Origin of the sequence: Campylobacter sp. BCW_6468 (assembly GCF_001762865.1) — a bacterium.
Taxonomy (GTDB): Bacteria; Campylobacterota; Campylobacteria; order Campylobacterales; family Campylobacteraceae; genus Campylobacter_D; species Campylobacter_D jejuni.
Genome location: NZ_MJXQ01000028.1, coordinates 1 through 12,353 on the forward strand (window position 1 = coordinate 1; position 12,353 = coordinate 12,353).

Annotated in this window: 10 protein-coding genes and 1 pseudogene; 7 read left to right on the forward strand and 4 right to left on the reverse strand. The window is 27.3% G+C overall.

Going from position 1 to position 12,353, the window contains the following annotated elements:
- The 4 genes and pseudogenes from AJ889_RS02645 to AJ889_RS02660 all read right to left on the reverse strand — a co-directional run.
- A pseudogene (locus AJ889_RS02645) lies at nt 1-473 on the reverse strand (hypothetical protein); the annotation flags it as partial.
- A gap of 18 nt (nt 474-491) precedes the next feature.
- Nucleotides 492-4,424: a hypothetical protein gene (locus AJ889_RS02650; protein ID WP_070293166.1), complete on the reverse strand. Its 3,933-nt coding sequence runs from the start codon at nt 4,422-4,424 to the stop codon at nt 492-494.
- 266 nt (nt 4,425-4,690) lie between these two features.
- Nucleotides 4,691-5,050, reverse strand: a complete 360-nt coding sequence (locus tag AJ889_RS02655; RefSeq protein ID WP_002779560.1) for a hypothetical protein — start codon at nt 5,048-5,050, stop codon at nt 4,691-4,693.
- Nucleotides 5,051-5,078: 28 nt separating this feature from the next.
- Nucleotides 5,079-5,660 (reverse strand): lysozyme, encoded by a 582-nt coding sequence (locus AJ889_RS02660; protein ID WP_224362699.1) that lies wholly within the window; start codon nt 5,658-5,660, stop codon nt 5,079-5,081.
- Nucleotides 5,661-6,154: 494 nt separating this feature from the next.
- Here AJ889_RS02660 and AJ889_RS02665 point away from each other — a divergent pair, with 494 nt between their 5' ends.
- The 7 genes from AJ889_RS02665 to AJ889_RS02700 all read left to right on the forward strand — a co-directional run bounded on the left by AJ889_RS02665 (nt 6,155) and on the right by AJ889_RS02700 (nt 12,338).
- On the forward strand, nt 6,155-7,147 hold the full coding sequence (locus AJ889_RS02665; protein WP_002902274.1) for a lipase family protein: 993 nt from the start codon (nt 6,155-6,157) through the stop codon (nt 7,145-7,147).
- Complete coding sequence (locus AJ889_RS02670) at nt 7,148-7,684, forward strand: hypothetical protein (RefSeq protein WP_002902277.1); 537 nt, start codon at nt 7,148-7,150, stop codon at nt 7,682-7,684.
- A complete protein-coding gene (locus AJ889_RS02675) occupies nt 7,681-8,073 on the forward strand; it encodes a hypothetical protein (RefSeq protein WP_002902280.1) in 393 nt (130 codons plus the stop codon). The genes AJ889_RS02670 and AJ889_RS02675 overlap by 4 nt, the downstream gene beginning before the upstream one ends.
- A gap of 256 nt (nt 8,074-8,329) precedes the next feature.
- Nucleotides 8,330-9,853, forward strand: a complete 1,524-nt coding sequence (locus tag AJ889_RS09320) for an Mbeg1-like protein (RefSeq protein ID WP_042635853.1) — start codon at nt 8,330-8,332, stop codon at nt 9,851-9,853.
- A 7-nt stretch (nt 9,854-9,860) separates the two neighbouring features.
- Entirely contained in the window at nt 9,861-10,178 is a 318-nt protein-coding gene (locus AJ889_RS02690) for a hypothetical protein (RefSeq protein WP_070293235.1), read from the forward strand.
- A 141-nt stretch (nt 10,179-10,319) separates the two neighbouring features.
- Nucleotides 10,320-11,840 (forward strand): DUF6402 family protein, encoded by a 1,521-nt coding sequence (locus tag AJ889_RS02695; RefSeq protein WP_020853146.1) that lies wholly within the window; start codon nt 10,320-10,322, stop codon nt 11,838-11,840.
- Nucleotides 11,841-12,338, forward strand: coding sequence for a hypothetical protein (locus AJ889_RS02700; RefSeq protein WP_070293237.1), 498 nt, complete (start codon nt 11,841-11,843; stop codon nt 12,336-12,338).
- Nucleotides 12,339-12,353: the final 15 nt, after the last annotated feature.

The window sequence follows — 12,353 nt, forward strand, 5'->3', positions numbered from 1 at the left end:
ACTTCATCGTAAATATAGGCATAATCTTCATTAACCAATCTTCCTTTTTCATCTACATTAGCATAAGCATCATAGGGTATATCTATAACCACAGATCTTAATCCACTTCTTATTGCTAAATATTTATATCTTTCTCTTTTGGTTTTTAAAGAATGATAATAAGCTTTTTCTGCTTTAGTCCAAGGAGCTATAGCTCCTTTGATAGGATCTTTTAAATATATACTTTGCCATTCTTTAAATTCAACTAGAGTGGATTTTTGCCCTGTATAAAAGTTAGGATCTAGGTATTGGGGTTTATAGTCTTTGTAGGGGGAGTTTCGTTTAATGTCGTGTGCTTCAAACAAAGCTTTGGAATATTCTTCGGTATAGTTGCCTGTGGGCTTAACATTTTCTTTAAAGAGTATTTTATTGGTATCTTTTTCCACATCTAATGCTAATCCATTGGGTGTATAAATCTCATAAGTTTCACTCATTATCTATCCTTTCTTAATTTAACCCATATATAAACCATCTTCTATGATTATAGTAGTGGCTAGTCTGCCTATGAAATTAGGCGGTAATTTTTGGGATTGTTTGTTTTTAGTTACACTTTCTATATCCTCCTCGTTTCCTTCTTCATTGTCTTTGTTTTTCAAGCTTTCTTCATTTCCATTTATCCCCATATACATAGCCTTAAGATTGTTTTGTCCTATGATATTGAGTTTTTCTAGTAATCTTCTGGTTTTATTTTTATCTTCTATATATCTTCCTGTTTTATCTTTACTTGTATTGTAAATTCCATTAGCAAAATCTTGTAAAATTTGTAAAGCTTCATTGTAAGCATGAATAGGACTATCTTCATCTTTTTTAAAAGCACTAATTTGCTTTTCTTTATTTCTAAACTCTTTAAACAAAGGATGATTACAAGGAAGTTGATATATAGTGCATTTTTTAAGTTCTAAAGATTTTAACTCTTTAAAATAAAAAGTATAATCATCTATAATATATTTTTGTTCTTTTATATCCTCTAAAGCAGTTGCATTTCTTTTCTCATCAATAATCAAATAAGACAAAAGTCTTTTTAAAAGAAATTCTTTATTTTCTTCAAGCTTTGGTTTTATTTCATAATGAAAGGAAAAATGAGTGTCAAAAACTCCTGTGCAAAGATCTATGCCATAAAAAATTTTCTTTAAATCAAAGCTAATGAATTTCGAATTGATTGCAAAAGGATAAGTTATAAAATGATCTCTTATAACTGCTAAAGGAGAATCATCTTTAAAGGTGTAAAGCTGATAAACAATGCTTTCATATTGTTCTTGTAGGGCTTTAAAATTTGTTGGAAAGAGATAATTTAAAAAAATACCCACAAATTCTCCAGTCACAATAGAAGCAAGGTCAAGTTTATTTAGCTTAGCATAAGTATAAATAGTATATTTTTGAGTTTGTATATCTATGCTATGCATAAGAGCAATTTTAGATATATTGCTTTCTTGATTAGAGTATACAAATAATTGTTTCATATATTTATCACTCCAATAAATCTTAATTTGTTTTTCATTAAAGTATTCTTTTATCTTTGTGATAAATAGATTTAAACCGGATGTATTTTTTTGTATTATTAAATTGGATTTTATCTCTTGTGTTAAAATCATTTGGATTTTAGTATGAGTTAATTCTTTTTCTATTTGTTGCAAGTGTGCTTTTATTATTAAATTAGATTTTATGTGTATATGATATATACTATTCTTTTTTGGAGGTACAAAAATACCAAGCTGTTCTTTAAAAAATTCTTTAAATCCTTCTTTGTTTATTTTAATACAAGCTTGAATAACATATTCTATTGTTTTTAAAAAATTAAAATCCCACAACATTTGAGCTGTAAAGCTGATAAAAGGACTAGCACTTAATAAAATTTTTAACATTGCATAAGTAAATATTTCACTTGTTTTTTGTTCTTTTGCCTTATTTAAATATTCTTTTCCATACATCTGTTCCAAAAGCTTTGATAAATCTGATATTTGTTTCTCTATATCCATCCATGCAACAAAAGCTCGTTGCGTTTCTTCGTCTAAATTCATAAATTCTTTAATGCATTTTTGTTCATCTAAATAATACATTTGCTTTAATTTGATTATTTTTTTATCTAATGTATTTGTTGTATCTAAATCTTTTGATAATTCATTAAAAAAATCATCTATAGTTATCGAACTATCATTTTCCACAAAAGAATAATCTTTTTTGTCAAGTATTTTTAATAATTGCGATACAACTTCATATGCTGTAATATTTGTTGGCTCATTATTTACATATATTGGACATTCATCTGTCCATAAAACATAAGTTTTATCTAAGTATTTTATATATACAAAATTACTGCCTCCATATTTTTTCAAATCCAAATTGATATTTGGAAAAATAAGCTTAGCTTGATACAAGACAAATGAAATGAATAAACATTCCATTAAAGAATAGTTCCCAAATGAAGATTTATCCGATTTTTCAAAAAACTCTTTTTTCAAAAAAGTTAAATATTGATGAGCTATCTTCTTTTCTTTTTCTATGATGGATTCTTTGGCTTCGTTTTGTTTAAAGAATTTTTTGATATAAAAATAAGGAAGCCATTTTTTATCATTTATTTTTTTATTGTAGTCAATATAAGCTAAAATGTTTATTCGTTCGCAATGTCGTAAATTTTCCGTCTTTTTTACTATTTCTATCATTGGCTCATTTTCTGATATTGCTAATTTTTCTTTAGCTGTTTTTGCGAATTCTGGTAGCTTCTGCGGTGTAGCAACAAAATTTGTTAAATATTTATAAACCTTTTGCATATCTTCATAAGCTTTTTTACTATTCTCATAAGCTTCTTTGGATATTTTCACAAAAGGGCTTAATTGTAAAATATAAGGTTCATTTTCATCTTGTGGCATTTCTATGCTATATTCGCTATAATCTCTTGTGCTGTCATAAGTTTTTTTTGAAGTATCAATATTTTTTTTAATTCTTCTGTATTTATCTTGTATATTATAGTTGGCGATTTCTTGAGTTAAACTTTCACTAAGTCCTGCATTGTATTTATTGGGGATATTTGAAATAATCAAATAATTTTTACTCATTTTAGTTGTATTTAAATCTATTTGTGCATTTTGATTTTTTTGTGCGAAAAATTCAGCTAGTTTACTTGAGTTAAAATTTGGACTTTCTATATAGGAAAAATAAATAAATTGTTTAATATCTTCTTGCAAATTCTTTAAAATAGCATTGTTTTTTAAATACAAATTAGATAATTTTTGCGTTGAAATGAAAGCGGGTAAATTGCTCGATTTTGAATCATTGGGTGTATTTTTATACCCCTTGTCTTTTTGTTCTGGGTTTAAAAAGATTTCACTAAAAATATTTTCAATGCTTTTTATTTCTTCGCTTAAAGTGATTTTATAAGCCAAATTCGAAGCGATATTGCTTTCATCGCTTCCAAGATATAATCCAAAACCACTTAAATCAATAATTTCTTTTTTATCAATAATTAAAACACAAGATAACAAGCGAGAATTAATATAATGAATAAACATAGCACATCTAGTGGCTAAAAATGCGGCTAAAGGCGTTAAAAGTGTGCCATAATCTCTTTGAGCAAATTCATAATACTCGCTTGCAGAACCCATTAAAGAAAATAAACCAGCAGCCAAAATAGCTAATCCTGCCCCACCTGTAAGAACAGCTACCACTGTGGCTATTGCAACACCCGCTATAGCACTTAGTATGATTTTAATTTTTTCATATTCTTTTTCTTCGGCAAGTTTTTTAATGTGTTCTAACAACTCATTGATAAATTTTTCATAAGTATTTTTTAAAGTGGGACTTATGCTATTTTTGAAAAAATCCGATTCTATGACATTTCCAATCTTTTCTAAAACTTTTTTCTTAAAATCATCAAATTTCTCACTGTTTATATTATCAGGATCAATGTTTTCGATTAACTCGTCTAAGGTTGTTATATCTTCAGAATCTTTAGCTAGTTCTTTTAAAGTATTGATAAATTCGATACAAAGATTATTTTTATCTGTATGATAAAAAAGATTCAAATCTTTATCTTGTTTCTTGTCTTGAATTTCTTCTTCTAAGTCTTCTAAATAAACTTTAGTACAAATTTCACTGCTTGATAAATCTTTTAAATTTACATTTTGTCCAGCATCAAGCTCATTAAGGGTATGGATATTTATTTCTATATTATTGTGATTATCACAAGTTTGTTTTAAAATTTCTAGTATTTCCATAGTCAATATTTGATTTTTAGATAGCATTTTTCTTTGATGAAAATCAATATTTTTTAATATAGCGTGTAAAATAGAAAAATTAGGATAAATAAAATCAATCTGTTTAACTTCTTTATTGTTGATTGTTAAATTTTTAATAGTTTGAATTAACTCTGTTTTAGAACTTATAAACATAAAAGATTCCTTATATAAAGCATTATTATATCATTTTTTATTTGCTAATATTTTTTGTCTCTATTAATCTCTCCTATCCATCTAAGCACATTGCCCTTATCATCAATCTCTACTTCTAAATCTTTGTATTTGTTGTAAAATTTAGGAACTAAGATTTCATTAATTAGGATTTTTATAACTTTAAAAACTTCTTGTAATTCTTATTGCATCTTTTTAACTTTTTACATATTCTAGGTATTTGTTGTTGCTTGCTGCCTTTGTTGCGTCTATTTTTCACATAATTTCAGACGATATTCTTGTATAATCTGCTTGTTTTTAGAAATATATAAAAAATTATTAAAAATATTGTATTCATAAATACCATTTTTAAAAACATATCCTTTAAAATTCATATTTACATCACTAATAGACTTACCGTTTAAGACAATATATTTTCCATTATTTTTATTGACACCCACATATACAACCTTATCACAAGTTATATTACCCTCTGGACATAGATTTAAAATTTTTATCCAAAACTTTTCATTTTCATAGGTACATTGCTCTAGTGGAGTAAAATCCTCTTGTGCTAACAAATAAGTACTAAAAAATAAAAACAATAATATATTTTTAAAAATTACCATTTTTCATAACCTCCTTGAGTGTAAAGCTTTATTCAGCATTTCTCCTATTAATTAGTCCCTGCATTACTTTATTTTGACTTTTGTTCCACGCCATCCAAGCTTCCTTTAATGTTTTGTAACCCGTTTTCTCTGCATTGATGATTTTGGCAACAAAAGAGTTTTTAAAATTATCAATCCCTATATTAAAACATAATATAACCAAGTCATCAAATTCATTCTGTGCCAAGGAAGAGTTTATTGAATTTTTTACAGCATTTTCAAAGGGTAACAAATCGCTTTTAAACAATTTATCCGCTTCTTGTAAAGTAATACCATTTTTATACAAATCCCATTCATTTTGCCCTATAAGATGTCCATATCCGATAGTTGCACCTTTAACATATGAAGTAATTTCTTTTCCATTTTGATCATTATAAGGTTTGAGTCTTAGCTTCTCTATATTTTTTAAAAGATTTTGACCATCATTGCTTAGATGAGTGATTTTTTCTTGAGTATTGTTTTCACTAGAACTTATATTATTGCTTTTTGTAGTGTTTGTGTATTTTGTGCCATTATTTATATTTACATCTTTATTTTCTTTTATTTTGTTTTCACTAACCCCATTTACCACCACAAATTTACCAACATAAAGCTCTTGTTTTCTATCTTCATCTTCTAAGATTTCATCTAGTCAAGGTGATAGAATGAAAAAATATAAAAAGATTTTAGTGCTATTATCACCAATAATTTTAATTATATTATTTTATACCCCTTTTTATATCCTAGCTATTGGGAATTTAGAAGGTTATGTAAATTAAATAATTATCCAAAAAGTGAGGAAAAATATAATAGAATCTTAGCTTATTTTTGATAAGAGTTTAGATGGTAGTATAGGAAAAAATGGTTATGCAAAAATAGGTTATAGTAATAGAATAGATTTAGGTATATATATTTATTATAAGAATCCAAATAACAAAACATTAACTTTTAAAAATATTAATAAAATATATTTTAGACCAATATGGAAAAACTATGCACCAAATATTTATGGTAATGAGGGTAATATGGATTTTAGATTAAAGCTTGACGGTGAAATAGATTGCAGAAGCTTATTAGGAGAATTATATGGATAATAAACAACAAATCAATAAACTAAGGGACATGGCAGAACTTGCACAGGCAAGTTATGGATATTTTCATTATGTTGATAATAAATTTGATATAAAAGATGAAGATAAAATTGTTACCTTTGAAAATGTTTTAGATATTACCTATAAAAACTCTAAAATTATTGATGAAAGAGGATTTAAAATCGGCAAGCTCGATGGCGACTTCTCCCCACTCCAAGCTAAACAATTCTTTTCTTGCTATGATTTGTTAAAACATTGCTCTAATACGGGATCTGGCTTTAGTGCTACTTTATTTGGAGAAAAAAGAAAACAAATTGATAGTAAAACTAAAGAAAAAAGCTATACAAGTGAATATGGCTATATCAATTATATTTTAGCCATTAGAGGAACAGAAATGAGTTCTTTCAAAGATTTGTTTGTAGCTGATGCTTCTTTAGCCATAGGCTCTATACCTAAAGCCCAATATGATGATATGCTAAACTTTTATGAAACTTGTATTAAAGATTATCCACAAATCAAAGAAAAAGATTCTCTTACTATTACAGGACACTCTCTTGGAGGCTGTCTAGCACAACTCTTTGCTTTAAGTATCTGTGATGATAGGAATAGAAACAATATCAAAGCTTTATATACTTATAATGCACCTGGAGCTAGAAAGATAGCACCTCCTTATGATTATATAGTAAAACTCTTTATATTTCACAGTAAAGAACAACAAGAAAGATTTATAAAAGAAGAAATAGAAAATATAGCAAATAGAGCAAGAGATTTAGGCAAAGATAATATTTTCTTAGAAAGTAAGATACGAGAGATATTACACAAGATAATCCAAGAAAAACAAAGTCAATACTATGGGATAACAATGAGTCTTTCTACTCATACAACAATGATGACACTTGATATTAATGCCATTCCTATCTTAGCAGATATTGCACCATATTATAGACAACTTGCTTATAATAATATAGAATCTAAAGAGAGTGTATAAATGATAAGACTTAAAAAGATTCTAAAAATATCAAGTTTTATTCTACTTTCTTTGATAATTATATGGAGTATGATATTTGGTTGGGGGTGGTTTGTGCCTTATAGCCTACAACCGAGTTATCACGAATTTAAAGAGATGTGTAAGCTAGAACCCAAAATATATCAGTCTAATGGTGGTAAGATAGACAAGGAATACTATAATAAATTATTAGCTTATTTTAACACAAATTTTGAAGAAGTTTTACAGGGAAATAAAGGAATGGCCAATGTTTCAAATAGTCAATATATCCAAAGAGAAAATATAGAATTATATAGTTTTAATGAAGATAGAGACAAAGGGCGTTTATCGTTTAGTCTAGGATTGGACATAGAAAAAAATAAAACTACTAATGAAATTTTACCATTAAAAAAAGTTTTTTTCTATGTAGAATGGTATAATAGAAGGAAGTATCTTACAACAAAGAGTGTTGCTTCTTATGAGCTTGAATGGCGTGAAAATTATGAAAATTTTGCTTATTTTAAAAAGGAAATAAAATGAACAATAAAGAACAGATTAAAAAGCTTAGAGACAATGCAGAACTAGCTTGGGCTAGTTATGGTTATTTTGACTTTATAGACAAGCAATATAGCTTTGATGAAAAGGATAAAGATAAGTTTAAAACTTTATATGCAAAAATAAATGATTTAAAGAAAAGCGATGAAAAAGTACAAAATGCCAAAGCTACCTACACCGACATTCTCAATATGGAATATAATTCCTTATTTGATGGCGAATTCTCCCCACTCCAAGCCAAACAATTCTTTGAAAGATATGATTTATTAATCCATCAAACAAATACAGAGTCAAGCTTTTCTGCTGCTTTGTTCTATGATACACACAAAGATGGTTTCGTGGTGTGGTTTAGGGAAACAGAATGCGGATTCTAAAAATACTTTATATTTGTTGGATTATATTATGTGTTGTAGGTTGGTTTATATCTCCTATTGTTGGACATAATCCAAATAGGGTTGAGGAGTTTTTTATAATGCTTGGTTGGATAGTCTTTCCACTAATGATAGCCAATCTATGGCTTTTTGGAATAACAAGAATTAAAAAATATTTAAGGAATTTTTTAATATTGTTTTTATATTACCCTTTGGCATTTGCTCTGTTTTTGGTGCTAAATTAACTTTAGGAGACTAAATGAAAGAATTAATCAACAATCTAAGAGACTATGCCGAGTTGGCCCAAGCAAGTTATTTTAACTTTATGTATATCAATAACGATGAGCGAGAAATGGATAGTTATAAAATAGGGCAAAATAGATTCCCTAAAGATAAAGACAATATAGAAAATTTAGAATATACAAAGACCTTATCTAAAAAATATAAAGATTATTTTATTTATGATGATTCCATTGCACTATATCCGACACTTAATGGAGAATTTGGGGAGATTCAAGCTAAAAACTTTGCTAAAAAATATGAGATTAAATTCCACCAACCAAATACGGCTTCTGGCTTTAGTGCTACTTTGTTTTATGATAAAGAAAAAGATAAGTTTGTAGTAGGGTTTAGGGGGACAGAGGGACTTTGGAGTATGGATACTTTGGCGGATATAGGGCTTACCTTTGGTAAGGGCGATTTTCAACTTAATGCTTTAAAGCAATTTTTATTAGACATAGCACCTATTTTAAACAAAGTAGATTCAAATAATATTATTTTTATAGGGCATTCTTTAGGCGGATATTTAGCAGTTATAGCAATGCAATTTTGCGATACTATTGATAGGAGCTTAAATACACAATTTAATGCAATCAAATTTATGGCATCGCAAGTCTATACTTTTAATTCTCCTGCTATTGATGAGATTGATAATATGCTAATGCGGGCTTTGGCAGCATTATTAGATAAAAATATTATGGAGCAAGTCTTAAATCCTCAAAAAGTATATTGTGTCTATGACAGCGGTGGTATAAATATCATCGCTTCTGCTCAATATGGCTCACACAATAGACTGCCTATCTATACGGGTAAAGATTCTCACTCCATAATCCCCCTAACTCAAACTCTTTACTTCTACTCCTATCTTTTAGAATTAGATGCTAACCATAACAAAGTCAAAGATAAAAGTTTTAGTGAGTGTATAGAGTATCTTAATCATTTTATGAAAAATATTCAAATATATACAGAAACTTTTGTGTTAAAAAATAATGCTACTAATAAAAATAGCTCTTTTGGGTTCAATAAAAACCATCCAGAAAAGATTAACCACTTTGAGTATTCTCTTTCATTAATAGCCACTATAATGCAAGAAACAAATGGTATTTTAGAAGAGCTTGGAGATAATTATTATGCAAGCTATAAAGCTCCTACCATTAGTCAAACAAAAATCATAGATTTTATTTTAAAGGCGCAAGAAAAAGAAAAATATATTTTAATTCTTGATAAAAATGATTTTAATAAATACAGAAAAGATTGTTCCTTTATTAATAATCAAGAAAACTTAGCTCATAAAATTGCCATTGGGGAATTTAGAATTTTCATTGTGGTTTATAAAGATATGAAATGTCTTGAAAATATTAATAATATAACAAAAATATATAGATATAATTCAAAAAGTTATAAAATAAAAGATCAAATTTGGGATGAGCAATATTTAGGTGGAGTTTGTAAAATATCACAAGCTTTGTATTTTAATGGAAAAGCTAAAATAGGTATTATTTAGGAAAATTATGATAGGTAAAGACTTTTTATATTCTATTCATAAAGATAAAAAAAGTATTTATTTGTTTTGTGAAAATAAAAGCATAATTGATTGTCAAAGTCTTTATGATGAACTTTATAAATTAGAAGCAACGACAGATTTTACTTTTGAAGAACTTCAAAACTATCAAGCTTATATCTTCCTAAACTCCACCCTCCTTACAGGATCAAATGAACTTCCTAACAATCCTTTTTACTTTGGAGAATTAGATCAAGATAATACTATAAAACAAGATACACCTAGTTATTATTTTTCTCCTAGTAATGAATTCAAATGCAAATCATAAAGGATAAAATAATATATGAAAACAAGCCAAATATATGAAACTTTATAAATATGCTAGAATGTGCTGGACTAGGTATTCTATAAATTTAAATGAGAACATGCTTAAGGAATTTCTAAAATATAAAAACAATAGGATGAAATAATGGATGAAGAACTTTTTTGGGAAAACATTGTTCCAGTAGGACATATTAATGAAGAAACTTTAAAGAGCCAAATTTATATTAATAATATAAATTTTAGCACTTTACAATATGATGAAACAGTTTTACCTACAGAATTAGAGTGTTGTTATAATGAATTTAAATACTATCAAAAAAGCAATAATGAAATAGCAACACTAGGTTGGGCTATTAGCTATCAACTTCAAGTATTGTGGCAAAATAGCCCTAAGATAGATACAATACAAAATTATCATCTCCCCGTAAAACAAAATAAGCCTAATAATCCCCAAGCAGAACAAAGACTAAAAGAAATACAAAATTTCTTACAAAGTAAAGGTATAGAACCTCTTATTTTACATTACACCCCTTATCCAAACAACACACAAACCCAAGAGATGAAAAGACTAAGGCAAAATTCAGAGCGTTTTTCGCGCCATGTAGATAATAAAACAAATGAAGTAAGAGAAGAAAGGCGTTCTATTAAATTTTACACTACGCTAGATTGGGATAAGTTTTATTCTCATTTTCCTATAATAAAAAGACTAAGTAAAAAATTTCATACAAAAGAAGACATATACACTCAAAATTTTACAAAGCAAATAGAAATAATCTTACAAAAAACTCATAATATTTTGATATTAAAAAATTTACCTCAAGGAGAATATAAATTTGATTTTGCGATCGATATAAAAGAAAATCGAAGCGATAAAAATGAAGAATCTTATTTCATCATTAAAGAAAATGATGAAATTTCAAAAGATTATAAACGCATTTTAGACTGTAAGCCCTATGAGCTTGATACTTTAAATTGTCAATATATAGGTGTGGGTGATGATGAGTTTTTCAGACAAATTTGGCAAAATTTAGGTATAAATATTGCAGAGAAATTTAAGGTAGATTTTTCTTATGCTAGACTTGATAAATTTATTTTTGCGACATCGCCATTTGGACTTACTTATAATACATATGAGACTTTAGAGCAAACTTATGATGAACTCATGCAAGATCTATCTCTTTATGCTTGTAGTGGTAAATTTTCTTTTAATTTTGTTCCTTCAAAATTAAGCATTAAAAAAGAAATTCAAGGAGATAGAGAAAAAGTGCTATACCGCGTTGATGAAATGCTTGTTTATGTTTATGATAGCTTTGATTTTTTAGATCAAGGACATGAATTTGATGATAAGGGAAATTTTATCAAGCTAGGACAACCTGTTGGAGCTTGGGATTTTAATGAAAAGAGTTTTAGCATAGAAGGTTCTTTATATCAAATGGGGACTTATAGGTATAGTGATGTAGTACAAGATACTTTTATTGAAATAACCTTTGAGGACATCTTGCAATCTCCAAAAACTAAACAATATTATATTTACAATCAAGATTATCAAGACTATCAAAAATTCACTCCTTATGGTTTGGATTTTAGACTTTATAGTAAGGATTTTATCACTAAGCTTGATTTTAAAGATAAAGCTTATAATGTGCTTTATGATACAGGAGTTTAAATGGGAGATAGTATTACGCTTTCTATTTTTGTAGGTTCATTGCTATCCATTGCTGTTATCACAAAATTTTATCTTATAGCTTTATCTGTGCTTATTGCCTTTTCTATTATAAATTATTGGATTAAGATTAACATAAAAGAATTTGTAAAATCTTATTTTTTAGTATATTTTATTATCTTTTTTACAGCTATTGTTATCATATTTTATCTTACTTATGATCTTGAAACCTCTAGATCGCTTGTATTACTTGATCCTCCAGAAATTGAAAAATTATCACCGCAAGAATATAGAGTGCGTAATTATTTTAAATTTTTAACCTTTGCAACTATGTTTTTTTTAGTAATCACATTTATCATATTTCCTTGTTTATTACAAGCTTATTTATTTAAATGTTATAGCACAGGAGAAAAACGCAAAAAATTAAGTTGGCTTATAGGGTTTGTGTGTAATATCTTTTTATTAATTGCGAGTGTGTATGTGGTATATGAAAATCTTTAAAGACTATCAAAAATT

Bases quoted from the DNA above. Each gene is read 5' to 3' on its own strand.
- AJ889_RS02650 (WP_070293166.1), bottom strand. From the start codon at position 4,424: ATGTTTATAAGTTCTAAAACAGAGTTAATTCAAACTATTAAAAATTTA.
- AJ889_RS02655 (WP_002779560.1), bottom strand. From the start codon at position 5,050: ATGGTAATTTTTAAAAATATATTATTGTTTTTATTTTTTAGTACTTAT.
- AJ889_RS02665 (WP_002902274.1), top strand. From the start codon at position 6,155: ATGGATAATAAACAACAAATCAATAAACTAAGGGACATGGCAGAACTT.
- AJ889_RS02670 (WP_002902277.1), top strand. From the start codon at position 7,148: ATGATAAGACTTAAAAAGATTCTAAAAATATCAAGTTTTATTCTACTT.
- AJ889_RS02675 (WP_002902280.1), top strand. From the start codon at position 7,681: ATGAACAATAAAGAACAGATTAAAAAGCTTAGAGACAATGCAGAACTA.
- AJ889_RS09320 (WP_042635853.1), top strand. From the start codon at position 8,330: ATGAAAGAATTAATCAACAATCTAAGAGACTATGCCGAGTTGGCCCAA.
- AJ889_RS02690 (WP_070293235.1), top strand. From the start codon at position 9,861: ATGATAGGTAAAGACTTTTTATATTCTATTCATAAAGATAAAAAAAGT.
- AJ889_RS02695 (WP_020853146.1), top strand. From the start codon at position 10,320: ATGGATGAAGAACTTTTTTGGGAAAACATTGTTCCAGTAGGACATATT.
- AJ889_RS02700 (WP_070293237.1), top strand. From the start codon at position 11,841: ATGGGAGATAGTATTACGCTTTCTATTTTTGTAGGTTCATTGCTATCC.